The sequence below is a fragment of the Acidobacteriota bacterium genome (assembly GCA_030949985.1).
Classification (GTDB): Bacteria; Acidobacteriota; Polarisedimenticolia; order J045; family J045; genus JALTMS01.
This window is the reverse complement of record JAUZRX010000058.1, coordinates 42,864-69,671: the sequence shown is the minus strand read 5'-3', so window position 1 is coordinate 69,671 and position 26,808 is coordinate 42,864. Positions and strand designations below refer to the sequence as shown.

The 26,808-nt window shown below is 69.4% G+C and carries 15 protein-coding genes; 8 read left to right on the top strand and 7 right to left on the bottom strand.

What is annotated here, in order from left to right:
• The first annotated feature begins 66 nt into the window (after window positions 1-66).
• Both Q9Q40_12365 and Q9Q40_12360 read left to right on the top strand, forming a co-directional pair.
• On the top strand, window positions 67-1,116 hold the full coding sequence (locus tag Q9Q40_12365; GenBank protein ID MDQ7008017.1) for a methyltransferase domain-containing protein: 1,050 nt from the start codon (window positions 67-69) through the stop codon (window positions 1,114-1,116).
• A 19-nt stretch (window positions 1,117-1,135) separates the two neighbouring features.
• On the top strand, window positions 1,136-2,788 hold the full coding sequence (locus Q9Q40_12360) for a carbon starvation protein A (protein ID MDQ7008016.1): 1,653 nt from the start codon (window positions 1,136-1,138) through the stop codon (window positions 2,786-2,788).
• Here Q9Q40_12360 and Q9Q40_12355 read toward each other — a convergent pair.
• On the bottom strand, window positions 2,785-3,303 hold the full coding sequence (locus tag Q9Q40_12355; protein MDQ7008015.1) for a hypothetical protein: 519 nt from the start codon (window positions 3,301-3,303) through the stop codon (window positions 2,785-2,787). The two genes, Q9Q40_12360 and Q9Q40_12355, sit on opposite strands and share 4 nt — an antisense overlap.
• 59 nt (window positions 3,304-3,362) lie before the next feature.
• A complete protein-coding gene (locus tag Q9Q40_12350) occupies window positions 3,363-6,866 on the bottom strand; it encodes a glycoside hydrolase family 38 C-terminal domain-containing protein (protein MDQ7008014.1) in 3,504 nt (1,167 codons plus the stop codon).
• Between the two features lie 195 nt (window positions 6,867-7,061).
• On the opposite strand from Q9Q40_12350, the gene Q9Q40_12345 reads away from it, so the two are divergent.
• Window positions 7,062-7,685 carry a Spy/CpxP family protein refolding chaperone gene (locus Q9Q40_12345; GenBank protein MDQ7008013.1) on the top strand — a complete coding sequence of 208 codons (624 nt, stop codon included), beginning with the start codon at window positions 7,062-7,064 and terminating at the stop codon, window positions 7,683-7,685.
• A gap of 102 nt (window positions 7,686-7,787) precedes the next feature.
• Here Q9Q40_12345 and Q9Q40_12340 read toward each other — a convergent pair whose 3' ends face one another.
• Complete coding sequence (locus Q9Q40_12340) at window positions 7,788-8,678, bottom strand: radical SAM protein (protein MDQ7008012.1); 891 nt, start codon at window positions 8,676-8,678, stop codon at window positions 7,788-7,790.
• Between the two features lie 53 nt (window positions 8,679-8,731).
• Between Q9Q40_12340 and aat the strand changes: the two genes are divergently transcribed.
• Complete coding sequence (aat, locus tag Q9Q40_12335) at window positions 8,732-9,472, top strand: leucyl/phenylalanyl-tRNA--protein transferase (GenBank protein ID MDQ7008011.1); 741 nt, start codon at window positions 8,732-8,734, stop codon at window positions 9,470-9,472.
• Between the two features lie 9 nt (window positions 9,473-9,481).
• Here the strand turns inward: aat and Q9Q40_12330 are convergent, their stop codons facing one another.
• Together Q9Q40_12330 and Q9Q40_12325 are read right to left on the bottom strand one after the other, a co-directional pair.
• Window positions 9,482-10,894, bottom strand: coding sequence for a DUF349 domain-containing protein (locus Q9Q40_12330; GenBank protein ID MDQ7008010.1), 1,413 nt, complete (start codon window positions 10,892-10,894; stop codon window positions 9,482-9,484).
• A 292-nt stretch (window positions 10,895-11,186) separates the two neighbouring features.
• On the bottom strand, window positions 11,187-15,119 hold the full coding sequence (locus Q9Q40_12325) for an ATP-binding protein (GenBank protein ID MDQ7008009.1): 3,933 nt from the start codon (window positions 15,117-15,119) through the stop codon (window positions 11,187-11,189).
• 196 nt (window positions 15,120-15,315) lie between these two features.
• Here Q9Q40_12325 and Q9Q40_12320 point away from each other — a divergent pair, with 196 nt between their 5' ends.
• The 3 genes from Q9Q40_12320 to Q9Q40_12310 are packed head-to-tail and all read left to right on the top strand — an operon-like array spanning window position 15,316 to window position 18,719.
• Window positions 15,316-15,882: a metal-dependent phosphohydrolase gene (locus Q9Q40_12320; GenBank protein ID MDQ7008008.1), complete on the top strand. Its 567-nt coding sequence runs from the start codon at window positions 15,316-15,318 to the stop codon at window positions 15,880-15,882.
• Between the two features lie 20 nt (window positions 15,883-15,902).
• Window positions 15,903-17,828 (top strand): oligoendopeptidase F, encoded by a 1,926-nt coding sequence (gene pepF / locus Q9Q40_12315; protein ID MDQ7008007.1) that lies wholly within the window; start codon window positions 15,903-15,905, stop codon window positions 17,826-17,828.
• A 15-nt stretch (window positions 17,829-17,843) separates the two neighbouring features.
• A complete protein-coding gene (locus Q9Q40_12310) occupies window positions 17,844-18,719 on the top strand; it encodes a DMT family transporter (GenBank protein MDQ7008006.1) in 876 nt (291 codons plus the stop codon).
• Window positions 18,720-18,758: 39 nt separating this feature from the next.
• On the opposite strand, the gene Q9Q40_12305 is transcribed toward Q9Q40_12310, so the two are convergent.
• Complete coding sequence (locus Q9Q40_12305; protein ID MDQ7008005.1) at window positions 18,759-22,085, bottom strand: amidohydrolase family protein; 3,327 nt, start codon at window positions 22,083-22,085, stop codon at window positions 18,759-18,761.
• 141 nt (window positions 22,086-22,226) lie between these two features.
• Between Q9Q40_12305 and Q9Q40_12300 the strand changes: the two genes are divergently transcribed.
• On the top strand, window positions 22,227-25,565 hold the full coding sequence (locus Q9Q40_12300; GenBank protein MDQ7008004.1) for a S8 family serine peptidase: 3,339 nt from the start codon (window positions 22,227-22,229) through the stop codon (window positions 25,563-25,565).
• Between the two features lie 22 nt (window positions 25,566-25,587).
• On the opposite strand, the gene Q9Q40_12295 is transcribed toward Q9Q40_12300, so the two are convergent.
• Window positions 25,588-26,469 carry a hypothetical protein gene (locus Q9Q40_12295; GenBank protein ID MDQ7008003.1) on the bottom strand — a complete coding sequence of 294 codons (882 nt, stop codon included), beginning with the start codon at window positions 26,467-26,469 and terminating at the stop codon, window positions 25,588-25,590.
• Window positions 26,470-26,808: the final 339 nt, after the last annotated feature.

Genomic DNA, 26,808 nt, shown 5'->3' with positions numbered 1-26,808 from the left:
CACCCGCTTGCCTCCGCGACCACGCCGGGGCAGGCTAGGAGCATCCACTCGACGCCGAGGAAAACCATGAGCTCTCAACGGGACATCGACTCCGTTCGCCACTACTACTCGAAGGTGCTCGCCTCCAGCGCGGACCTGAAGACCCATGCCTGTTGCTGCGCCGAGGCTCCGCCGCCTCATCTGGCATCCATCCTCTCCCGCATCGACCCCGCCATCGTCTCCCGCTTCTACGGCTGCGGGTCACCGATCCCCGACGCCATCGAGGGCTGCACGATCCTCGATCTGGGCTGCGGAACAGGCCGGGACGCCTTCGTCTGTGCGGCCCTGGCGGGAGACACGGGTCGGGTGATCGGCCTGGACATGACCGAAGAGCAACTCGACATCGGCCGCACCCGTGCCGACCAGCAGTGCCGTCGGCTGGGCCTGACCCGCACCACGGTAGATTTCCGCCAGGGCTATCTCGAGGACCTGCCCGGGGCCGGCATCGAGCCCCGCTCGGTGGACGTGGCGATCTCCAACTGCGTGATCAATCTCTCCCCCGACAAGCCCCGGGTCTTCGAGGGTGTGTTCCGGGCCCTGAAAGAGGGGGGCGAAGTGCTCTTCTCGGACGTCTTCGCCGACAGGCGGCTGGATCCGGTGCTGCGGGACGATCCGGAACTGCTCGGCGAGTGCCTGGCCGGAGCGATGTACATCGAGGACTTCCGCCGCCTGCTACTCGACCTGGGAATCCGTGACTACCGGGTAGTGAGCCGCAGCCCGTTGCAGATCGGCGACCCGAAGATCGAAGAGCGCATCGGCATGGCGCACTTTTCTTCGGTGACGGTTCGGGCCTTCAACCTGCCGGATCTCGAGGACCGCTGCGAGGACTACGGCCAGGTGGCCTGGTACCTCGGCACCCTGCCCCACCACCCGCACCGCTACCGCCTCGACGACCATCACCTCTTCGAGACCGGCCGCCCCCTGCCGGTCTGCTCCAACACCGCGGCAATGCTCTCCCAGACGCGGCTGGCACCGCACTTCCGCATCGAGGGGAATACGGGCACCCACTTCGGCCTGTTCGACTGTGCGCCTCCGACGGAGGGAGAAGGCGCGGCAACACCGGGAGGCTGTTGCTGAACGGAACGTGGAGCGGAAGATGATCGCCTCGATCGTGCTGACGGGCGTGGCCGTTCTGGTGGCCGGCTACTTCATCTATGGCCGCCTGGTGGAAGGCTGGCTCGGCCTCGACCCCCAGCGTCCGACGCCGGCCCACACCATGACCGACGGAGTGGACTACATGCCCACCTCGCCGGCGGTGCTGATGGGGCACCACTTCTCCTCCATCGCAGGGGCCGGCCCGATCGTCGGCCCCGTCATCGCTGCCGCCGCCTTCGGCTGGCTGCCGGCGGTGGTCTGGATCGTTCTGGGCTCGGTGCTGATCGGAGGCGTGCAGGACTTCGCCGCCCTGGCCGCATCCTTGCGCCACGGGGCTCGTTCGGTGGCCGAGATCGCACGGGAAGAGATCTCGCCCTTCGCCCGCACCCTCTTCCTGGTCTTCGTCTGGCTCGCCCTGGTCTATGTGATCGTCGTCTTCGTCGACCTGACCTCCGCCACCTTCACCCACGACCCCGGCGTGGCCAGCTCTTCGTTGATGTACATCCTGATGGCCGTGGCGCTGGGCCTGCTGGTCCACCGGGCCGGCGTGCGGCTGTCCCGGGCCAGTGCGGTCTTCGTGCCCCTGGTCTTCCTGGCCATCGGAGCGGGCCAGGCGCTGCCCTTGCCGCTGCCCCTGGACAACCCCGCCCCGGCGTGGAACCTGCTCCTCCTGGGCTACTGCCTGGTGGCCTCGGTGTTGCCCGTGTGGCTGCTGCTCCAGCCCCGGGACTTTCTCTCGTCTTTCTTGCTCTATGCCTGCCTCGGCGGCGGCGTGCTGGGAGTCATCTTCGGCGGCGGCGCCATGGACCCGGAAGTCGTCCCCCTGCCCGCCTTCGCCGGCTGGACCGATGCCAACCTGGGATTGCTCTTCCCCGCCATGTTCATCACCATCGCCTGCGGTGCCTGCTCGGGCTTCCACAGCATCGTCGCTTCGGGGACCACGGCCAAGCAGCTGGCCAACGAGGCCCACGCCCGCCCCGTGGCCTACGGCGGCATGCTCCTCGAAGGGGTGCTGGCCTTGCTCTCCGTCTCGGCGGTGGTCCTGGTCGGCGCCCAGGCGGCGGGGGGCATGGCGCCGACACTGGTCTTCTCGCAGGGCCTGGGCCGCATTCTCGCCGCTCTCGGCCTGCCCCAGGCCATGGGCGCCCGCTTCGCGGCCCTGGCGATTTCCACCTTCTTGCTGACCACTCTCGACACCTGCACCCGTCTGGCCCGCTACGTGCTCGAAGAGTTGCTCGCCCTGCCCCGGGGCAGGAAGGGCCCAGCGCTGGCGGCGACCCTGGCCACTCTCGCCCTGCCCGCCCTGCTGACCCAGATCACCCTGCACCTGCCCGACGGCACGCCGGCTCCGGCCTGGAAGGTGATCTGGCCCGTATTCGGCGCGACCAATCAGCTCCTCGGTGCCCTGGCCATGCTGGCCATCACCATCTGGCTACGCCATCGGGGGCGGCGCCACGCCTTCGTGGCCGTGCCCATGCTCTTCATGTTCGGCGTCACTCTGGTGGCCCTGGCCCAGCTCGCCTGGCGCTATACACCCCTGACCCTCGTCGGCGCCATCGCCGCCGCCCTCTTCGTTCTCGCTCTCGTGCTCGCCGGGGAAGCCGTTCGCCGGGTCCTCGTCAGGGTTCCTCGCAGCAGCTCGGCGTCCCGCTAGCAGGGCCACCAGGAGCAACAGTAGGCATCAGCTTTGGATCCATCGTTGCACCTGCTCTCGGCCCAACCGTCGTAAATCGTGATCTTTTTCGTCCCCCCTCGGCCTCGGCAGAAATCACGCGCCACCTCGGCATAGGTCACCTCGTCACAGCCGTCGGCGCAGACATAGGGACACGAAGAAGAGTCGGCACGCGCATCGCCCCACCCCAGAATAGCCGGATCGTCGGTACCGACGATCAGACGGCCCGCCCGCCTTGCCTTCGCGGCTCGAATCAGGCTTTCCAGCTTCTCGCGACCCGGCAGCGTGCGAACGTAGACGAAAGCACTTCTGTTCTCGACCACCACCCCCTGAACGTCGTTGTCGAGAATGAAGACCAGATACCCCGCCAGGGGAGCGGAAAGCTCTTCGCTCTCGGCGAGCCAGACGGTCTCCCGGCCGACCTCGTCACCCGGATCGATGTAGATCGTACTCCCCGCTCCGTCTTGCGCCCAGACCGGTGCTGCAGCAAGGACCACGGCACACAGCAGACATCGCGCTGTCCCCCGTGTTGCGATGCGGGACGCAGCGGCCCGAATCAGCGCACGAGGTAGAAGTAGACCCCGCCGTCATCGAGCACCGGATCGTCGTAGGCCAGAACGTCCTCCTCGTCCACCAGCCGCAGGGGATCACTGAACTGGGCCGTCGTCGAACGCTCCAGGGTGTAGGGGCTCACGCCCCCGGTCCAGCGCAGCATCACCACCCCGGCCGCCTCGTCCTTGGTGACGCTCAGCTCGATGGGCGACCAGGAAGTCGAGGTTTCGACCCGTACCGTGGCCGTCTCGTAGGGATCGAGGGTGATCTCCACCCGGCCGCCGGTGACGGCGAGAGGGACGCCGCCCTCCTCGTCCTGCTCGAGTCGCTCGGCGGCCACGAGGGTCAGCACGCGGGAGCCGATGCCGACCACCGCGGGCGCGCCCGTCAACTCCACCACACGCAGCACGGTGCCCCGGCCGTCTTCGGCGGGCTTGATGGTAGCCAGCAGCACCCCCGGCGCGTCGACCTCGAAAAAGGAAGACAGATCCCGGGGCATATTCCCTGCCTGGTGGCTGAGCAGGCGCGAGCGCAGCGGTGTCAGCGCCGCCATGCCGAAAGCTGCCGCTACCGGCGGGTCGAAGAGAGGATCCGTGGAGCGGAAATGGTGTACGTAGGGATAGAGGGGCGAGGTATCCGGCTCCTGTTCCACAGGCCCGATCGTGCCGTCATCGAATTCGTACTCGTCGGCCTTGTCCTTCATCCGTGGCAGCAGCAGGGCGTCGCCGGTGGAGTAAGTCGGCGAGGTCAGGCCGCTGAGGTTCTCGAAGTGGAAGGCGCTGATGCTGTCGGAAGCCGTCAGAATGCCCCGGGCATCGTCCCAGAAGGCCAGGGTATGTTCCACGTTGTGCCAGTCGAACAGGCCATCCCGGGCAAAACCATCGCTCAGTGGATCGAGGAAGCGGGTGGCGGTCTCCGACCGAATGGAAAAGTCGTGGATATCGAAGGGCAAGGTGACCATGTACTTCCAGGAGTGCTGGTCGTTGGGCACGTAGGCCATCCTGTCCCGGTCGAGCCCGTTTTCGATCTCGAAGCGGTCTTCGCCCCGGTAGAGGCGATAGACGCTCTCCACATGAGGCGTCCCCTCCCGCTGCACCCGCAGGGCCACCCGCAGCGGCCCGTTCTCCTCGACGGTGACCGTGGCGGCGCTGGGCGCCTGGGCGACCGGCGGGTTGCCCGCGGTGGTGTCCTGGTGGGTGTTGTGGGCCAGCTCGTTGAAACGATAGGCCGCGGCTCCGTCGACCAACTCCAGGCCTCGCACCTTGTCGTAGAAGCTGGTCACCGATCCATCGGTGCTGCTGATCTCGACGCGATAGAAGTCGTTCTCGAGCGAGCCGGAATCCACCGCCAGCACACCCTGGGGCTGGGCCGTGGGCGCGCCGCCGAGCAGGTCGTAGACCCTGTAACCGGCGGCAGGTACCGCCTCGGCCCGAAAGAGGATTTCCCTCACGTCGTCGAAGCGCTGGTAGACCACCTCCCGTCCGCTTCCCCGCTCGACGACCCGGAAATCAGTGTCGTAGATCGCCGCCGGCAGGGCTTGCCGGACCCAGCCATCCCGCTCGAAGCCCAGGGTGTTGACCGCCACCACCGCGTCGCCGGCGACCGGCAGGTCGGCCACCAGGCGCGCCAGACCGGCGTCCACCAGCGCGGCCGCGTCGTCCCGCGCCTCGCGGGCGAAGTCGAGATGCTGGCGGGCGTTACGGTCGAACTCCTCGGGAGTGAAGTAGCCCGGCCAGCCCCCGGCACCCGAGTGTTCGTCGGACTCGAGCATCTTCCGGTAGGCATGTCGCCGCAGGGCACTCTCTGCGCTGCCGCCATCGACGGCGCGGGCCGAGGCCACCAGCATCTCCCCGGCGGCGGCGTCCCGGTGGGCCTGACGGGTCCACTCCTGGATATGCTGCGCGCCAGCATTGGAGCCCGACCAGGCCGCACCAAAATCCCCCGAGTAGGAAGGAAAGGCATCGGGACCGCGCGTATCGAGCATGAAGTCGAGGAACTCCTCCGCCGTGGAGAGAACGAACTTGGGGTTGTCGTAGGTGGCATTCCACTCCTCGGCCAGGTCGCGGGTCTTGAAGCCCTGGTAGTGATTGTCGAAACCCCGCAGCAGCATCATCTCGGGCCACGGATAGCCCGCCTCCTCCTGCTCGGGCAGCTTCTCGCCCATCTTCTCGTAGAGATCCGGCAGGTTGTCGAAGAAGGAAAAGCCCCAGTTCAGTCCCTCGGCATAGCTGTCGAAGGTGATCCAGGTCAACACCCGACTGCCGTCGGGTCCGACCCACCAGAAGGGGCGGTCACCGTGGTCCGGCTCGCTCAGCCTGCCGCCGAAGCCGGTGTTCATCCCGCCCACGTAGTAGTCGACGCCGCCGCGGGCCAGCAGCTCCGGCAGGGCGAAGCTCGCCCCGGGAACATCGTCCTGGAACCAGGTCCGGGCCTCGATGCCCAGATCGCGGGCCATGGTCGACGAGTAATAGAGCGAGCGGGTCAGTTCCTCCCGCGACACCTTGGTGGTGTGCAGGTTGGCGTAGCCCGCTGCCAGGACCAGCCGCCCCCCCTGGAGATGACCCTTCATGCGCTCCCGCTCCGCATCGGTGGAACGCTCCCACCAGCGGTCGAGCCACCAGCCGTTCTCGATGGTCCAGTGGTAGTCCGGATCCGCGTCCAGGTTGTCGAGCACCTGGTCCAGGTGGGTCTTGGCAAAAGTCTCGATATCGTCCACGGGTTGGGTGAAACCGATGTCCAGGTGGGAAAGCTCGACCAGGTAGATCGTGCGGACCGAGGAATCCACCCCGATCGATGCGTCACCGAAGAGATCCAGGTCGTCGATCCATGTCTCGACTCCCACCGGGCCGTCGGCGGTCAGATCGAGGCGGTGGACCCGTTCGATCACGTCCAGGTCGTCGAAGGCCTCCAGGGTCCAACCTCCCGGCTCGGCCTCCGCGCCGCCGCTCCAGACCCGGCAGCGGAGCCAGCGATGACCGTCACCGGCCTCGATGGCCAGGCGGATCCAGCGCCGCCCCCCCGCGGGAATCACGCCGACCGCGGAGGCCAACGCCGCCAGGCCTCCGCCCTCGCTGCGCAGCAGGGTCAGGCCTCCCTGCCCGTCGATCGCCAGGCGGTACTGCCGCAGGGCGGGAGCCCGCTGGAAGAGGTCGAGGGCGAAGTCATAGCCCGGACCCAGCTCCGAACGGTATTCGAAGGCCACGGAAAAGGTCGTCGCCGGGACGGGATGCACCGGCCGTCGGGCCCAGTGGCGGGTACTGGAGTTGGGCAGGGGACCCCGCCCGTCGGCGTTGAACGAGGTGTCACCGGAGTCCAGCACCTGGGCCCACGGCGAAGGCGCCCCGAACAGGCCATTGGCCTGTTCCCAGTCGGGATCCAGCTCGCCTTCGAAATCGTCGCTGTAGACCGTGCCACCGCCCGGCGTGTAGGCCGCCGCGGCAGGCAGCGACAGCCCCAGCACAAGCAGGCTCAGGCCCCGGCAAACCGACAACAGGCGGAAGCGGAGCATCAGTGACCTCCTCTCCTCCCCCGGCATGGCCCCCGTCCAGAAAATACCCCCAAAAGCCTCGAGCCGGAGCGAGAAATCGCCGCCCGCGGTCAACCCCACGGCGCGGCCCGCGTCATGTCACGTGGAGAGGGCGTTTCGACGCCTTCGGGGACACCCGACACCGCCCGCTCCCGGAGCGGGCCAGGAGCCCTGACCATGAGCATGCCGCGCGTTTTCCGCGAAAAACCCATCCCCCTGCTGCTGACCCTGCTCCTCCTCGCGCCGGCGATGGCCGCGGAGCGGAGCGCCGCCCCGGCCCCGGACCGCCCCACGACGGGAATCGGTCGCCTGTCTGCCGGCACCGGCGCGCCCCACCTTCCCCCGGCGGCCGAGATCGACCCGGATCCGGCGCGAGCCGGAAGGAACGGTGCCGATGGCGCTCCCCGGCACCGGATCGAGGCCTTCCGCACCGTGGCCCGCTTTCTCGACCTCGACCAGGCTCAACGAGCGGAGTGGAAGGAACTGCTGGCCCAGTTGCGCCGGCAGACCGCCCCTCTCCGGGAAGAAGTGCACAGGGCACGCGCGGCGCTCCGCGCGGCGCTCGACGCCTCCGAGCCCGACGCCGCGACCCTCGGCAACCTGCTGCTGGAAGCCCGTGAGAAGAAGACGGCGATCGCTGCCGCCCGGCGGCGGTACCAGGAGGACTTCCGCCGCCTCCTCGACGGTGAGCAGACGCGACGTCTCGAGGCCATCGACTCCGCCGCCCGGCTCGCACGCCTCCTGCCCGCCTTCCGCGCCACGGCGCTGATCGCCCCTTCCCCTCGCCGGCCACGCCGCTGATCGATCCCGTCGACCCCCCTCGGTGAGCGGGGCGAACGCCCGCACGCCGCCGGCGTCCATGGCAGCCTCGCCTCGCTCACCGCATTGCCGGCCCCGTCGTGACTACAGTCCCCGGGCGGAGTCGGGAACCAGCAGGCTCGGATCGCGACGCTCGAGAACCCGGTCCAGCAGCGCCAGCGCCGGCTGGCGATCCCGGGGCAGCCGCAGGCGCAAAGGGAGATAGTTGGACGCGTGATTGGCGTGAAACAACCCCCGGTAGCCCTCCATGGAGGTCAGCAGCACGCGTACTTCCTCGAGCATGCCCCAGCGGTCGGGCAGCTCGAACTCGCCGGCCTTCCAGGCCTCGTAGAGCGGACTCGACGGCACCGGCGTGAGCGTCAGCGCCGCGGCATAGGTCGGCGAAGCGGCCACCAGGAAACGCCCGGTGGCTTCCGCGTGGCGCCGGGAACCGGCCTTGCCTCCCAGGCCGACGAGAACCATCACCGACAACTTGATCCCGGCCTCGAGCACGAGTTTCGAGGCCTCGAGCTGTCGGGCCGCGGTGGCACCCTTGCGGATCGCCCTGAGGGTCGCGTCGTCGCCGCTCTCGGCACCGAAGTAGACGATACCCAGCCCCCGCTCCGCGAGGCGACGAAGCCCCTCCGCACCGCAGCGCAGGATCGCCCGGGAATCGCCGTAGATGCCCACCCGACCGACCGACGGCAGCTCGGCCCGGATCGTCTCCAGGATCTCCTCGAGCCGATTCGGCGGCGCGGCCAGGGCATCGCCGTCAGCCAGGAAAACCTTGCGCGGCGCGGTCCGGCGCGCGGCCGCGCGGATCTCTTCGACGACTTCCCGGACTGAACGCACCCGGTATCGCTTCCCGCGGTACATCGCGCAGAATGTGCAGCGATTCCACGAACAGCCCACGGTGAGCTGGAGGATCAAAGACTCCGCTTCAGAGGGCGGCCTGAACACGGGCTCGACATAGGCAATGGGCCATCCGGCGGTCATGTCAGGAGGATAGCCGCCCCGCCCGATGAGGTACAGTGATTCCGGAGTCCACCGTGCCGGTATTCGAACTCGACAACGCCCCCACTTTTCCGCCCCCGCACTTCGCCGAACCCGGGGGTCTGCTCGCCGTGGGCGGCGACCTCTCCCCCCGGCGCCTGTTGACCGCTTACGCCGCGGGAATCTTCCCCTGGCCCCACGAGGGCTACCCTCTGCTGTGGTTTTCGCCGGACCCCCGCATGGTGCTGGTGCCCGATCGGCTCCACGTCGCCCGCCGCCTGCGTCGGCGCCTGCGGCAACGACCCTATCGCGTCACCCTCGATACGGCCTGCCCCAGGGTCATCGAGGCCTGCGCGACGGTCCCCCGCGGCCGGGAGACGGGGACCTGGATCACGGCCGAGATGATCGAGGCCTACGTCCGCCTGCATGAGTTGGGCTTCGTCCACAGCGCCGAGGCCTGGCGCGGCGAGGCACTGGTGGGCGGAATCTACGGGGTGAGCCTGGGAGGCGCGTTCATCGGCGAGTCCATGTTCCACCGGGCGGACGGCGCTTCCCGCGCCGCCTTCATCGCCCTGGTCCTGCAAATCCGCCGTTGGGGTTTCGGTCTGCTCGATGCCCAGGTGCCGACCGACCATGTCAGGCGCTACGGCGCCCGTCCCTGGCCTCGCAGCCGCTACCTGAAGGTGCTGGCCCGCCTGGTCGAGCAACCGACCCGTCGCGGACGCTGGCAACTGGACGAGGACCTGACCTACCCCCTCGCCGGACCTGCCGACTCCGCCCCGGATCCCGCCCCCTGAAACGGCCGCCTAGCGTTCGTTGCGGATTTCTTCCTCGAGGGCGGCGAGCTGCTCCTCCTGCCGGGCCAACTGGGATTCCACCTCGCGGATCTTTTCCTCGAGCCCCCCGCGCAGGGAAGCGGAAGCCCCGGCGAAACCCTCGATGGCGCTCTTCCAGCGGGCAAGGTTTCCGCGATCCCGCGCGATGGCCTCGCGAATCTGCTCGGCCTGCTCCCGCTTGCGGCTGCCCCCGGGGGGTGTGCGCCGCTCGTCCCGCTGACGCGGACGCCCCCCGCCTCGACCCCGTTGTCCCTGAGCCCGCCGGAAGAGCTGGTCGCAGGCAGCGCGGAAGCGCTTCCACTGGGTCTCCGAAACCGCGCGGGGCACGGGCCCGATGGCTTTCCAGCGGGCCTGGAGTTGCTTGGCCTCTTCGCAGGCCGCCGGCAGGTCGTCGCTGTCCACCAGGGCCTCGGCGGCCTTGCACAGTTCGTCCTTCCGCCGGTAGTTGCTTTCCAGCTCTTCCTTCCGCTGGCTGCGGTGCGCCCGGCGACGATCGAAAAATGCAGCGCGGGCCGTGCGGAAGCGCTCCCAGAGGGCCTCGTCCGGCCCCTTGCCGGCCCAACCGGCCTTCTTCCAGCCTTCCATCAGCTCTTCCTGCAGCCTGGCCGTCGCTTCCCAGTCGCTCGACTCCGCCAGGGCCTCGGCCCGGGCGCAGAGTTCTTCCTTCAGCCGCCGGGCGCTTTCCCGCTCCTGCTGGCGCCGGGCGCGATCTTCGTCACGACGGGCGAAGAAGACATCCATCGCGCCCCGGAAGCGGGCCCACAAGGCCTCGTCATCGGCACGGGTCGAAGAACCCAGCGTCTTCCACTCCGCCTGCAGCGCGCGCAGTTTGTCCGTCGTCGCCGCCCAGGCGGTGGAGTCCGCAAGCGCCTCCGCCTGCTCGCAGAGGCTGGCCTTGCGCTCCCGCATGGCGTCCTGGTAGGCGCGCACGGCACCCCGGAGATTGGTCAGGCGGCGCATCAGCCCGTCGAAATCGCCGATCGCATCGGCGGTGCGAACCCGGGCGATCAGGCGCTCGGTGCGCTCGGAGAACTTGCCCTTGTTCTCCGCCGCCCGAAACTGTTCTTCGAGCTCTTCCACGTTGCGCTCGAGGAGCTTGAAGCGCTCTTCGAAGAACGCCAGGGCCACGTGGGGCGCTCGTCCCTCGAGCCGGCCCACCACCCGATTGTCGAGCACTTCACTGCCCTGCTGGTGGATCCGCCCCTCGTCGTCGATCCGGCACCAGGGAGACAGGGAGCCCTCGGCCCGGGCGGACGGAGTGTCCGCCACCTCGGAAGTCGGCCGCGCCGACGCTCCCTCGTCCAGCGGCCCGGGGGGCGGCGGAGAGTTCGGCTCGGCGTCTGCCGGATGCTGCTGCTCGCCCTGAGGGCTGTCGTCCACCATGTCGATACCCTTCCCGCGGATCCTCTCCGCGCAAGACGGGAACCGGAAGGATACCCAAAGCCGGACGGGAATCCCAGTCTTCCCTCGGAGCGGGACGATCCCGCTCCACCCGGCCGCCCGCCGAACGGAGATCGGGCCGCATCATCGAGATCGCCCCTCACGGCCCGTTTCCAAGAACCCCCCCCGGAGAACGGAGCGCAGCGCCCGGCGCTTTACCCGCCCCCCCGGATCCGTAAAGACGTCGTCCGCCCACAGAACCGGGGCGGCAGGAAACCGGCCCCGCCCGACACGGTCACCCCGTCGACGGCGCGTCGGGACTCGAGCCGCTCGCCCCTTCGGTCGGATCGCCGCCCCCGTCCCGCCGCCTGAGCGGACGGCGTTCGAGCACACGGCCCAGGATGCGTTTCAGGCCGGCCAGATCGAACGGCTTCTCGAGGGCGGCGTCGAAGCCGTACTCCTCGAAGTGGCCGAGTACCGGGTCGGAGGAAAAACCACTGGCGACGACGATCCGCGCGTCGGGGTCGAACCGCCGCAATCGGGCAGCCGCCTCTCGCCCACCCATTCCCGAGGGGACTGTCAAATCCGTGATCACCACGTCGAAGGCGCCGGCACCGCTCCATGTCCGCTGGTAGGTCTCGACCAGGGCCGCCCCGTCGGGCACGGTCTCGACCTGGTGACCGAGACGCTCGAGCATCTGGGCCAGGATACGGCGAATCGCCGCTTCGTCGTCCATCACCAGGATCCGCAGGCGATCGGTGGCCGGGAGGGAGGCATCGGGCTCAGCGGATCGACCGACCGCCTGGGATGCGGGAAGCCACACCCGGAACACACTGCCCCGGCCGAGCACGCTGTCCACCTGGAGGTAGCCCCCATGCCGCCGCACGATGGAATGGGCCACAGCCAGACCCAGGCCATGGCCCCCCGGCTTGGTGGAACAGTAGGGATCGAAAATCCGCGGCAGATCTTCGCGCCGGATGCCCACGCCCCGGTCCTCGACCTCGAGCAAGACCCATGGGCCCGGCCCCGGCGAAAGGGGTTCGTCCACCGTGTGGCGCAGGCGCACGATCACGGCGGGGGCCCCCGAACCATCGTCGGCGGCACAAGTCGCCTGGACGGCGTTGATCAGCAGGTTGCTCAGCACCTGGTCCACCTGCCCCCGATTGACTTCCACCAGGGGCAGAGCGGGGTCCACCTCGACCTCGCCCCGCACCCTCGACCCCGACAGGGCCAGGGGCATGATTTCGCGGACCAACGCGTCGAGACGAACCGGCTCCCTGAGGGGCTGCCCCCCCTTGGAGAAGGTCAGCAGCTGATCCGTCAACTCGCGAGCGACGCGGCAAGCACGCTCCGCGTCGGCAATCCCCTCGGCCAGCCGGGCATCTCCCACCTCTTGCCGGAGAACGCTGAGATTCCCGAGGATCACCGTCAGCAGGTTGTTGAAGTCGTGAGCGATGCCTCCCGCCAAAAGGCCGAGGCTCTCGAGTTTCTGGGTCCGGATCAACTCCTGTTCGGTACGCGCCCGCTCGGTCACGTCCCGGAAGGCGACCACCCGGGCCGACAGCCCCGACCCCGATCCGAGCCTCAGCGGCGTGATGGAACGTTCCACCAGGCGACGCTTGCCGTCAGGGCCGACGAACTCCACCGGACTCGCCTCCCCTTCCACCAACCAGCGCGGCGCCGGCCGGCCCACCAGTTCGGCCGCGGGACAGTCGAGGGTGTGTCCCGCCGCGGGATTGGCCAGGGCGATCAGACCTTCCGTATTGACCACGAGCACCCCGTCGGTGATCGCCGTCAGGGTCGCTGCCAGACGCTCTTTTTCCCGCTTGAGCGCCTCCCGCGAAGTCGCCAGGTCTTCCGTCCTGCGCTGCACCTCCCGCTCCATCTGCAGGTTGTAGCGGCGCTGTTGTACGAGGCTGACGAGTCCGACGAGAAAGAGCGCCCCGAAAACGATCCCGCCGACGATGAACAACGGCCGGCTCCAGAACGGCGGGCGGATGACGATCAACGGTGAAACCCGCTCTTCACTGGGAGTCCCGTCCGCGGCGATGGCCTGCACGTGGAGGCGATAACTCCCCGGTGGCAGGAAGGTATAGATCAGTTCCTGACGTGGAATCGAACGGGCCGGCAGCCAGTCCGGATCGAAGCCCTCGAGCCAGGTACGAAACCTGACCTTGCGCTCGTCGAGAAAGGACACCGCGCGAAAGCGGAAGACCAGTGCTCGCGCCGCCTGCTCGAGGCGGATCGTCCGATCTGCCGGCAGGGACCAGCTCCGGCCGCCGGCCTCGGCCTGGAGAAGATCCAGCAGCGGCGGAGTCCGCCGCGTCGAATCCAATTCGGGGCGGTAGATCGAAAGGCCGCGATCCGTCCCGATCCAGACCCGCCCGCCCGAATCGGCCCAACCCGCCGTGCGATTCGCCTCGCCTCCGATCACGCCGTCGTTGTTGCCGAAACGCTGGAGGCGGCCGTGGTGGAACCGGAAACAGCCGCTGTCGGTACCGATCCACAAACCGGAGTTCGTGTCTTCCAGCAACAGGTACACCGGTCGCTCGATCGTCCGACCGGCAAGAGGAGCCGCTTCGAGTTCCGCGGCCCCGGTCCGGTACAGCCCGCCCGCCGTGCCCACCAGCGCGTCACCGCCTCCCTGGTCCAGCACACAGAAGACGGAGTTCCCGCCGCTGTCCGCGGGATCCGCCCAGTGCCGCCGGGGAGCCCCCTGGCGGACCAGGTAGAGCCCTTTTCCCGTGGTCATCACCCACAAGCCGCTGGGACCCCGGTGCAGGGCGCGCACCCGCAGGTCAGCCCCCCCCAACTCGATACGCTGGAGATTCCGGCCACGCTTCCACCGGGCCAGCCCCCGTGACGTGGCGACCCAGAACCACCCATCGCCCGCCGACTCGACAGCGACCACCGCCTCGTCGCCCTTCCCCAGTTCCAGCCGCCGAAAATCCTCACCCGCGATCCGCACCAGGCCGAACCAGTTCGCGGCAGCCAGCACCGCCCCGTCATCCGCGAGGGCCAGGTCGAGCACGCGGCCATCGATCCCGAACCGTCCCAGAACGACCTTTCGTCCCGACGGCCAGTAGGTCAGGCCACCCATGTGCCCGAGGAGCACTTCCCCGCCGGGAAGCGGGAGGATCGACGTCACCTCGTCGGCCAGCAGCCCTTCGGAACTGTTGAAGTTGGCGAAACGCCGCGAGACGAGCTTGCTCACGCCTCGCAGGCTTCCGACCCAGAGCAGGCCCTCCCGGTCGATCAGCAGGCTCGACGCCCCGCCGGTGGTCAGCCCGGAGGATTCGCTGAATGTCTCCACCTCTCCATCCGCCGAGACATAGTGCAGGCGATGGAGATCGGCGACGTAGATCCCTCCCCGGTCGTCGGCGACGGCGGCCACCTGCGCACGGGCTTCCCGGGTTCCCAGTTCCAGGCCGCGGACCTTGATCTCGAAACGGCCTTCATCGAGTCGCCCGACCCAATCCTGGCCGACCAGCCACAGCCCTCCCGCCGGATCCGCCTCCACCGCGAGCAGAACTTCCCTCGGCGCGCCGGCCACGGGCCGCGCGGCCTCCACCCCTGCGAAGACCGCCTGCTGGAGGAGGCCGTTGGAGGTGGCATAGAACGCTCGGCCCCGGCGAAAGAGCACGTCGTGGATCCGGGTTTCGCCTTCTCCCAACCCGCCTCGCTCCCAGCGACGACCATTCCAGCGCAACAGGAGCCCGTTGCCCAGGGCCAACAGGACCTGTGCCCCATCGACGCCGTGCCGGACCCGCAGACCCACCACGCGCCCCCCTCCTCTCGCGTGGGAGCCGGCGGCGGGCAGCGCATGCCAGCGCTCACCGTCGAAAAAGGCGACTCTCCACGGCAGTGTTCCCCCCGCCGACCAGACGCCACCCCGCCCGTCGAGGGCCAGCTTGCCCTGCGCGGTCGAGGCGAGGCCCTCGGCCACGCCGTAGGCCCGCCACTCGGTACCGTCGAAGCTGGCTACGCCGCCCCGGGTGGCGAACCAGATGCGCCCCGCCGGATCCTGGAGCAGGTCGTAGACGATGGGGCTGGGCAACCCGTCCTCGACGGAGTAGGTCCGCACCTGGTAATGCTGGGCCCACGCCGGCTGAACACCGGCACCGATTCCCGGCAGGGCGAGCAGACAGAGCCGCACGGCCCAGACCCGAACGGGACCGACCCCGCCCCCCGACCGGCGCGCAAGACTCGAGAACGCAAGAACGCTCACCTGACCCTCGAATGGCAAATGCCCCCGATCTCACCGATATTATTATACGGAGACCTTCCGGGGCCGACGGCAGCCCCCCACCCCCCAAGGAACCCCGATCTCCGACCGGCCGCAGGAGCCATGATCGACGGCCGCCGCCGGCTGATATACTTCCGCGCTGGTCATCCGCCGACCGCCGGGAGGCATCGTGACACGACTGAGCCGTGAGGAAGCCTGGGAACTGCTCTGCGCCTGGACGCCGGGAGAAGCTCTTCGCCGCCACGCCCGCTCCGTGGAGATCGTCATGCGCGCCGCGGCGCAAACCTACGGACCGGGACCGGAGGTCGCCGACACCTGGGGGCTGGCGGGACTGCTCCACGACGCCGACTACGAGCAATGGCCCGACGAGCACCCGCGGCGCATCGTGGCCTGGCTCCGCGAGCGGGGCGAGGAAGAGATGGCCCACGCCATCAGCGCCCACTACACCCAGTGGGGCGTCTCCTACGACACGCTGCTGGACAAGGCCCTGCTGGCCTGCGACGAGCTGACAGGATTCGTCGGCGCCTGCTGCCTGGTCCGGCCGGGAGGCATCGACCGGATCCCCGTCAAGAGCGTGATGAAGAAACTCAAGGACAAGGCCTTCGCCGCGAAGGTGGACCGCGCCGAAATCCGGGCCGGTGCCGAGATGCTCGGCGTCGACCTGCGCGAACACGTGGGCTTCGTGATCGAGGCCCTCAAACCCCATGGTGAGGAACTGGGCCTGACCGGCCCCGGCTCCCGATGACCCACCCGGCGGAGACGATCATGCGTACGCCCCTGCTTGCCCTGTTGGCCGCACTGGTCGCGGTGCCGGCGCTCGCCGCCGGGCCTGCCCCCGGGCTTCCCCCTTTCGACCCCGACGCCGCCGGCGAGCGCAGCGCGATTCCCGATGTCTACAAGTGGGACCTCACGGCGCTCTACCCTTCCGAACAGGCCCTGACCGCCGCCATGGCGGCCCTGGACGAAAAAATCCCCAGCTTGGAATCCTGCCGGGGCCAACTGGGCGACCCCGTCACCCTGGAAAGCTGTCTGAAGCTCTACTTCGAACTGCATGACGGCATCAACCACGCCACGCTCTACGCCAACCTGGCCTTGGCCACGGCCCAGTCCGACGACCATCTGCGGGGGCTGCGGCAGCAGACCCTGGCCCTGCTCGACCGGCTGAACTCGAAGGCCGGCTTTCTGAGGGCGGAAATACTCGAGCTCGACGAGGCGAGCCTCGAGCGGGCCTGCGCCGCCCGCCCGGGGCTGGCGACCTTCCGTCCCTACCTCGACAATCTCCGGCGCCGGCGCAACCGTCGGCTCTCCGGGGAAGGCGAGCGCTTGCTGGCCCTGGCGGGGGACAACCTCTGGGCCGAGATCGACCTCAACGAGATCCCGTCAGCCCATGAGAAGACCTTCGGCGCCCTGCTGGCCGACATTCCCTGGCCGACAGTCCACGACGAACAGGGCCGACCGGTGCAACTCACCCTGGCCAACTACCCCCGCTATCGCGCCTCTTCCTCGCGCCAGGTCCGCCGGGAAGCCGTGACGGCCTTCCTCGGCACCCTGCGCCAGTACCAGCACGCCCTGGCGGGAACCCTGGCCGGACAGTACGCCTTCAGCGTCTTCCTCGCCCGGGCCCGGGGCTACGACACCGCTCTCGAAGCCTACCTGGACAAGGACGCGCTCGAGCCCCGGGTCTACAAAAACCTGATCGCCACGGTGGGCGCGCACCTGGCGCCCCTGCACCGTTACGTACGACTGCGGAAGAAGCTGCTGGGCCTGGACACGATCCACCTCTACGACCTCTACGTGCCCTTGCTCGCCGGCACCAGGACCCGGGTCCCCTTTCCCCAGGCCCGGGAAACCATCATCGAGGCCCTCGCGCCTCTCGGCGAAGCCTACCTGGACGTCCTCCGGGAAGGGACCGATCCGCGCAACGGCTGGATCGATCTCTACCCGAGCCGCGACAAGCAGTCCGGGGCTTTTTCGGCCAGCGCCTACGGCACCCATCCCTACGTGCTGATGAATGACCAGAACAGCGTGGACGACATGTTCACCCTGGCCCACGAATTCGGCCACGCCTTGCACAGCCACCTGGCCATGACCCACCAGCCCTATTCCAGCTTCCGCTATGCGCCCTTCCTGGCGGAGATCGCTTCGACCTGCAACGAGGCGCTGCTGGGGGACTACCTGATCGCCCACGCGAAGGACCGCCGGGAGAAGGCGGCGCTGCTGGTCGAGCGCCTGGAGGGCATCCGCACGACGATCTACCGCCAGGCCCTGTTCGCCGAATTCGAGTGGCGGGTCCATCGCCTGGTGGAACAGGGCGCACCGGTCACGGCCACACGGCTCGAGCAGGTCTACCGCGGCCTGGTCGAGCGCTACTACGGCCCGGACTACCGGCTCGACCCGGACGACGGCATGGAGTGGGCCTACATCCCCCACTTCTACTACAAGTACTACGTCTTCACCTACGCCACCGGGCTCTCCAGCGGCATCGCCCTGGCCCGCCACATCGTCGAGGGCGGCGAGAGCGCCGCTGACGATTACCTGGCCATGCTCAAGGGTGGCTCGTCGGCCCCGCCCCTCGATCTGCTGCGCCGAGCCGGCGTGGACCTGACCACTCCAGCCCCGGTGGTAGCCGCCCTCGAGTCCTTCGAAGACGCGATGGACGAGTTGGAGGCCTTGCTGGCCGCGGACGATTGAAGATCGAGGTGCCCGGTGGGTGAACTGCTTTCCCTGGGCGCGGCGGTCGTCTGGGCGCTGGCGGTGATTCTCTTCCGCCGCTCCGGGGAGAGCCTCTCGCCGTTCACCCTCAATGTCTTCCGGGTGACGGTCTCCAGCCTGCTCTTCCTGCTGACCCTGCTTCTGACCGGCCAAAGCCTGTTCGCTCCCCTGCCCCTGGTGGATTACGCCACCCTCGCCGCCAGCGGGATCATCGCCATCGCGATTTCCGACACCCTCTTCCACCACGCTCTGAACCGGATCGGGGCCGGACTGACCGCCATCGTCGACTGCCTCTACTCACCGATGGTGGTGGTACTGGCCTGGGCTCTGATCGACGAGCGGCTCTCCACCGCTCGCTACGCGGGCATGGGCCTGGTCGTGCTGGCGGTGTTCATCGCCGCCCGCCACGAGCCACCGCCCGGCCTCGACGGCCGCCGCCTGGCCCTGGGGGTGCTGTGGGGCGTGCTGGCCATGGGCACCCTGGCCTTCGGCATCGTCATCGCCAAACCCGTGCTCGAACGCAGCCCGGTGCTCTGGGCCACGACGGTGCGCCAGTTGGCCAGCCTGCTGGCCCTGGCCCCCCTCGCCCTGACCGGAAAAAGGCGCCACCAGGTGGCCGCCGCCTTCCGCCCCGGTCCGGGCTGGCGCTTCAGCCTCCCCGGTACTCTTCTCGGCTCCTACGCGGCCCTGCTGCTGTGGATCGGAGGCATGAAATACGCCCAGGCCGGCGCCGCGGCGGTGCTCAACCAGACCTCGACGATCTACACCCTTCTCTTCGCCGCCATCTTCCTGGGCGAAAAGCTCACGCCGCGCAAGGTCGCCGCCGGAGCGCTGGCCCTCGCCGGCATTCTGCTGGTCACCTTCGGATAGGCCGGCGGCGCGGCGATGGGCAGCGGGAGCGCTCCGGGGTCAGTGGTCCCAGCCGAGAGCTCGGGAGAGCGTCTCCAGCCAAAGGCTGGTGTCGGGGTGAATCGTGTCGCCGCCGACCTTCTCGAAAAAGAAGGGTTCGCGAGGCCGGGGATCCGGGTAGAGACGGTTCATCGTCTCGCTCTCCCAGACCCGGCCGCCCTGGATCACCCAGCGAACCTTCTCGCTCTGCCGGATGTCGGCCAGGACGTCTCCATCGATGATCGCCAGGTCCGCCAGCTTGCCCACCTCGATCGAGCCGATGGCGCCGTCGAGACCCAGGTAGCGGGCCCCGTCGATCGTGCCGGCACGCAGCGCCTGCCAGGGTGAAAAGCCCCCCTGGACCAGCATCCACAGCTCCCAGTGGGCCGCCAGGCCCTCCCTCTGCCCGTGGGCGCCGAGTTGGACCCGCACGCCCCTCTCCCGCAGCCGCAAGGCCTGGCGGGCGACGAGAATGTGGTTGTAGTGGTCGTCCGGCGCCCGGGTCCGACGCATGGAGCGGGGCTCGATCACCGAGCGGGGAGCCAGGCGCATCAGGTTCCGGTCCTTCCACACCTCGGTCCGGTCGTACCAGTAGTTCTCTCCGGAGATGCCGCCGTAGGCCACGCCGAGGGTCGGCGTGTAGCCCGTGGCCGAGGCCGCCCAGAGCTGGAGCACGTCGTCGTAGAGGCGGGCCAGGGGCAGCGCGTGCTCGATGCCCGTGTGACCGTCGACGATCTCGGTCAGATTGTGCTGGAACTTGGCGCCCCCCTCGGGAACCACCATCACCCCGAGGCGCGCCCCGGCTTCGATCACCTGCTGGCGCTGGTCGCGGCGGGGCTGCTGGTAGCTCTTGACGCTGATCGCCCCGGCCCGGGCCAACCGGCCCACGTGAAAAAGGGCGTCCTCGAGGGAATCGATCTTCGCGTGATAGGCCGGCGCGTGGGCACCGTAGAGAATCGTCCCCGTCGAAAAGACGCGGGGCCCGGTGATCCGCCCGGCCCGCTGCAGTTCGGCCGCCGCGAAGATGCTGCTGGTGTCGTTGGAGGGATCGTGGATCGTGGTCACTCCCAGCGAGAGGTTCGAGAACTGCTGCCAGTTCTGCAGGGGCGTGATCCCCGACCGGCTCATCGCTCCGTGGGCGTGCACGTCCACCAGGCCCGGGATCACGGTCATGCCGCGGGCGTCGAGCACCCAGGCATCTCCGGGCACCCTCACCGCGGCACGGGGTCCGACCGCTGCGATCCGCCCCTCTTCGATCACCACGACACCGTCTTCGATCACCTCTTCCCGCCTGTCCGCGTCGCGGAAAGTCACGATCCTGGCTCCCACCACCGCCACCGGCTTCCGGCCGCGGGCGGTTTCCACCTCGAAGCCCAACTCGCGACCCTCGGCCACCGGCTCGGGCAGCTCCCGGCCCCCGGCCAGGAAGGCGAAGGCGTCGGCCAGGCGACGGGTGAACAGGCGGGAGTCGTGGGACCAGTGCAGGGCGCGGCTGTCCGCCGACCAGTGGAGGAACTCCCCGGCCGTCTGCGACACCCGCCGCACGGGCAGCGCCTTCGACCGGGGCCCCAGCTCGACCGGCTTGCCGGTCAGCACGAAGGGCGCCACGTGCACCCGGTTCTGCTCGGTGAAGGCCACGTAGCGGCCGTCGGGGGAAACACGCCACGAAGTCACCGTCTTGCCGACGAGATGGATCCGTTCGTCATGGCCCAGCCGGTCGACACTGGCCAGGGCCAGGCGGGTCGTCTCCACGACCTTGGAAAAGAGGATCCGCTCCCCATCGGCGGAGAATTGCGCGTCGAATCCGTGGTCGACCAGGCGCCGGGGCGGACCGCCCCCCAGCTCGGCCACGTAGATTCCCGGCTCCAGCGACCCCACCGGCGAGAGCAGGTGCCCGCCGGTGATGCGGCGGAAGACCACCCGGCCGCCGTCGGGGGAGAAACGGGGTTCGATGTAGTGCCCGGCCCGGGGCGTGAGCACCCGCTCCCGGCCCGAATCCAGCTCTCGCACCACCACGGCGCCCAGTTCGGCGTCGTTCCAGGTGGTGAACACCACCCGCCTGGAGTCGGGAGCGAAGGAGGGATAGAACTCGAAACGGTTCTCCTTGCCGGGACACAGCGGTCGTCTTTCACCGCTGTCGAGATCCACGATCCACAGCCGGCCGAGAGCCTGGAAGAGGGCACGGCGGCCGTCGGGAGAGTATTGGGCCCAGCGCAGCATCCGGGTCGTGAAGCGTTCCGGCGCCACCTCCACGGGGAAACGCAGGGCCTGGCGGATCTTGCGCTGGTCACGCACGTGGATGGGCACCACCGTCGCCCGCCCCGAGGCCAGCTCCAGGTGCCGGATCCGGCCACCGGCCCAGAACACCAGGCCGGCACTGTCCGGGGTCCAGGCGAAGGCGGGCGTGTTGCCCTGGCTCCCGTTGGCCTCCTGGAGATCCCGGTCCATGGGCTGGTAGATCGGGCGCTGGAGGCCGGTCTGCAGGTCGAGCAGGTAGAGGGCGCTGACCAGCCCGGGAAGACGCTTGACGAAGGCCAGGTAACGGCCGTCGGGTGAAGGCGTGGGCCGGATCGCGCCACCGGGTCCGCCCGCCACCACCTCGCTCTTGCCCGTGGCGGGGTCGAGACGCTTGATGACGAAGATCTGGCCGGTGGAGTCCTTGTTGTACTGCCACACCCGGCCCGGCGTGACGTCCTGGGAGTAGTAGACATACCGCCCGTCGGGCGAGAAGGCCGGCTCGGCGATGTTCTTCTGGCTCTGGGGCCCGTCGGGACGTTCGACCAGTGGCAGGCCTTCGCCGCCATCCACGTGGAAGAGCCAGATCTCACCGGCGGGGATCGAGCGGGTGGAGGTGAAACCCTTGCGGGCGACGATGGACTCGCCGTCCGGACTCCAGGAGGGGTTGTGGACCAGGTGCTCCTTCTCCCGGCTCACCGCCCGCGGATCGCTGCCGTCCGCCTGCATGATCCAAACGTTGTCGGCGCCGTCACGGTCGCTGATGAAGGCGATGCGGGAGCCGTCGGGGGAGAAACGCGGCTGAAAGTTCCAGGGGATGCCGGAGGTCAACGGCCGGGCCTCGCCGCCGGCCAGGGGCACGGTGTAGATGTCACCGAGCATGTCGAAGACCAGGGTGCGGCCGTCGGGACTGACGTCCACGTTGGACCAGGTGGTCTCACGCGTGTCGATGGTCACGCTCGTCCACGATCCCGGAGGATCGGACACATCCCACTTGGATGCCGGGACATCCGGCTCGTCCACCGCGAGAGCCGGGAACAGAACGCACACCAGCAACACGAAGAGCGCCAACACGAAGAGCGCCGGGACCCGGCCGCGAGTCGAGGACATCATGAATCGTCACCTTTCCCGCGACGACCCCCTTCCCGCCGCCGCGACGGCCGACCATGCTAGCAGCCCGCGGGCGCCGCCGGTGAATCACGGTATCTTGGAGCCGACCCCCATGGCGGCCGGAAGCGGTCGCGGAGGCTACCCATGCGTTCGCTGCTGACGGCCGTCGCTCTGCTCGGCGTGCTCTCCCCTGCCCCCTGTTTCGCCACCGACGACGGTATCACCCTGCGCAGCGGCCACCTGGCCGGTCCCGACGACAGCGGAGGCCTGGACGCGGGCCTGCGCCGGGAACCGGCGGCGTTGACCGCCGGCGGGGGCGTGTTGTTGCGGCTGGCGGCGCCGCCCTCCCCGGCGGCGCGGACTCGTCTCGAAAACGCGGGAGCCCGGGTGGCCGCCTGGCTCGGCCCCCGCTCCCTGATCGCCACCCTGGCACCGGGACGCCTGGAGGCCGTGCGGGCCTTGCCGGAGGTGGCCTGGCTGGCGCCCTTCCACCCCGGCTTGCGCCTGGCCCCGGAGCTTGCCGCAGTGCAGGCGGACGATCCCCGGCGACGGATTCCGGTGGTGATCGAAATGTTCCCCGATCTCGACCCCGCCCCTCTCCTCCGGCGCCTCCGACGCCAGGGCATCGACGTGCCGGGGCTGGCGCCGCCCCGGTCGGGCAGCGCCCCCCGCGGGGCCCGGCTGGTCTTCCTCGCGACACCGGCACGTATCGCCGCACTGCGCTCCGAGTGGGCGAAATGGGAGGAGGTGCTGTGGATCGGTCGCCGGCCGAGCTACCGCCTGCTCAACGACGCCTCGGCGTGGGTCGGCCAGTCCGGTCTCGACGGCGGACAGGCGACGCCGATCCACGACGCGGGCCTGCTGGGCCAGGGCCAGGTGGTGGCCGTCTTCGACACGGGCCTCGACGCCGACATGTGCTTTTTTCGAGACGACCTGCTGGGCCTGCCTCCGGTGGCCCTGGGCACGGACCCCGGCGCCCCCGACCCGGCCCAGCGCAAAGTCCGCATCGTGGATTTCCTCTGGAACCAGGACGACCCGGCCAACCCCGCCGACTGGGACAGCCAGGGCCACGGCACCCACGTGGCCGGATCGGTGGCCGCCGACGACCTGGCCACGGTGGGCCTGCGGGACCCCGGGGACGGCATGGCGCCCCGGGCCAGCCTGGTGATCCAGGACGGGGGCTACCAGGTGGACGACTGCGCCGACCTTCCCGCCATCGGCTGCCCGGCCGCCGACCTGCAACCCTTCTTCCTCCAGGCCTACCGGCAGGGGGCGCGAATCCACACCAACTCCTGGGGCGACCGGGAGAACTTCTCGCCGCCGAACATCTATTCCGAAGGTTCCGCCGACGCCGACGCCTTCATGTGGGAACACCCCGACTTCCTGCTGCTCTTCGCCGCGGGCAACTCGGGCCCCGGACCGAACACCGTGGGGAGCCCCGCCACGGCCAAGAACGTGGTGGCGGTGGGGGCCACCGCTCACGGCGCGTCGGCCGGCGCCATGGCTTCGTTCTCTTCCCGGGGCCGGACCGAGGACGGACGCATCAAACCCGACGTGACGGCTCCCGGGGCCGGAGTGATCTCCGCCGACGCGGACGGCAGCGTCGAGACCGACAACTGCTCGACGATCTCCATGAGTGGCACATCGATGGCCACCCCGACCGCGGCGGGCCTCGCCGCCCTGGTACGCGAGTACTTCGAAAAGGGCTTCTACCCCACGGGCCGGGAGAGCCTGTCCGACGCCCTGTCGGCCAGCGCCGCTCTGCTCAAGGCGGCCCTGATCGCCTCGGCCAGGCCGATGGAAGAACTCAGCCCCCCCCCTCCCTCCGACGACCAGGGCTGGGGCAGGATCCTGCTCGACGACGTGCTCTACCTGGCCGACGACCCCCTCCGTCTGCACGTGACCGATGCGATCGACCGATTCAGCACGTCGGGGGAGAGCCCCGACGAGGCGGTGATCGAGGTGCTCGACGACCGCCGACCACTGAAGGTCGTGCTGAGCTGGACCGACTTCCCCTCCACTCCCGCCGCGGCCCTCAACCTGGTCAACGACCTCGACCTGGAGGTGCAGGCGCCTGACGGCACCCTCTACCGGGGCAACAACTTCAGCGGTGGTTTCTCGGTTCCCGGCGGAGTCGCCGACGCGCGGAACAACGTGGAAGTGGTGCGCATCGAAACGCCCCGGGCGGGAAACTGGATCCTGCGGGTCGTCCCGCGGGTGATCGCCGAAGCCGGCCAGGGCTACGCAATGGTGGTCACCGGGCGACTGCCCGCCTCCGGTGTGGTCCTCGAGCGGATGGAGCTGATCATCGATGACGCCGTTGGCGGAAACGGAGACGGCGTGCTGGAGCCCGGCGAATGGGCGGACCTCCCGTTGACCCTGCTCAACAGCGGCGACAGCCCGGCCACAGGCGTGACGGCCGAGTTGACCAGCCTGACCGCCACCGTGGACGTACCCCGGGCGACGACGGTTTTTCCGGACCTGGCCGGTGGCCGGCAGGCCCTCTCGAGCCCCCCTCACCTGAGAATCCACCTGGCCCTGGACCATCCCTGCACCGAACCGGTGACACTGCGCCTGACCTACCGCGCCGAGGGTTACCAGCGCCGGGAAGACCTGACCCTGCCGACGGGCCGCCGGGAGGTCTTCGCCACCGACGACTTCGAGGGGACCACGGGCTGGCGGCACGTGCCGGAAGAGAGCGACGCGGTGAGCGGCGACTGGGTGGTGGGCGATCCGGTGGGCACCGACTACCAACCGGAAGACGACGCCAGCCCGGACCCGGGGCTGCGCTGCCTGTACACCGCACCCAACCCCGGCGGCCAGGCGGGGGTCGATGACGTGGACGACGGCGTGGTCGTCGCCCGCTCGGCGCCTGTCGACCTGTCGGCCCACCCCGAAGCGCGGCTGACACTCGAGCGATGGTTCGCCAACCGGGACACGGGCGAGGACGCGGGAGATTACTTCGAGTTGTCGATTCGCAAGTCCTCCACGGCACCCGAGGTCCTCCTCGAGCGGCTCGGCACGAACGACTCGGCTCCCCGCTGGACCGAGGTGAGCTTCCGCGTGGCGGAGTTCATCGCGCCCAGCGCGGAAACCCAGCTCCGCGTCGCGGCCGCCGACGGGCCGGCCACGGGTAACATCATCGAGGCGGCCATCGACGCGTTGAGCTGGTGGGACCCCCTGTGCGAGACGTGGAATCCTCCGCCGGCACCGATCCGGACCCTCCGCCTCCAACGCCAGGCCGGCGACGTGGAACTGACCTGGCAACGCCCGGCGGCCGACCCCGGCCACGGGGAGGCGGAGAGTTACACGATCCACCGGTCCGAAACTCCCAGCGGCGGCTGGCAGCCCCGGGACGAGGTGGTCGACCCGGCCCCCGTGTTGTCCTGGATCGACGCCGGCGCCGCCGACCCGCAGCCACCGTTCCATGCCTGGCTGGTGCTGGCGACCAACGCCGCCGGCACCTCCGACACCCTGCCGTAGGAAATGGCCCCTGGGCGGCGGGCTACTCCGTGACCTGCAGGGCGATCACCGCGTCGTCCGTGAACAGCGGCACCAGCACGGCGCTGCGTGAGGCATCCCAGCCGATGTCGGCTGGCGCGGCCAGGCCCGAGACGAGGACTTCGCTGCGGCCGTTCGCGTCGATCCGGTAGAGCGCCCGCCCTTTCCAGCTCGAGACGATCAGGCTCCCGTCCCCCGCCGCCACCACGCCATCGAGACCCGCCGCGGGCAGGGAGGCCCACGGCACCAGCTCACCCCCGGCCGTCAGGCGGAAAGCCTGCTCTCCACCAAAGCTCAGCACCACCAGGCCCCCGGCCGTGTCGAGCAATCCATTGGGCTGGTTCAGGCGCGGATCCTCCACCACCAGCCGTACGGCGCCGTCGGCGTCCACCTGGTAGACGCGCCCGGTACCGCTGTCGCTGACATAGACCCCGCCTCGCCCATCGGGGCAGAGATCGTTGAGGAAGACGGAGTCCGCGATGGGAACGCTGCCTTGTGGAGCGCCGCTGACCCGGTCGAAACGCCGCACGGAATGGATGTCCGCCACCCACAGGCTGTCGCCCACCAGGGCCATCCCCTTGGGGGCGTCGAGTCGCACGCCCGCGCCGCGGGAGTCGATCCACCTGAGTGCGGCCACCTTGCCGTCGGGGGAGACCCGGGCGATGAAGGCGTCACCGTCCTCGTCCGAGGGCGAGCCGACGATGTTGCTCACCAGGTAGACGTCGGCCCGGGGATCCCAGAGCACCGATTCGGGAGTCGACAGGCCGGCATCGTCGAGCCGCCAGAGCTGCCGGACCTCACCCGCCGGCCGGCCGGCGCAAGCGGTGATCCCCCCCCAGGACAGACCCAGAAAAAGCGCACCCGCGATGATCCGCCGCACCGACATGCCTCCTCCCGCCACCGGCCGAGGGCCGACCGGGGAGCATTCTACCCTCTTCCCCGACCCTCCCGGCCGGCCGCGCCGGCGTCTCGATCGCCCTTCCCGGCGCGCCCCCCCTCCCCCCGCGCCCCCAGCGGGTCCGGGGGCTTTTCCTTGAACGGAGCCCGGAAAAGCCGTATAGCAGGGAGCAGAATCGGGGCGAAGAGGGTCCGTGGAGGCGCATCGCGAAAACTAGAAAGCGGGGGTCGCCCAGGACCTTCGCCGGGGCATCGAGGCATGCTGCGGCGGGAGGCGAGGGTTCGGCCTGCCTCGTTTTTGTTCGTTTTCGTCCGCGCCTTTTCGGCC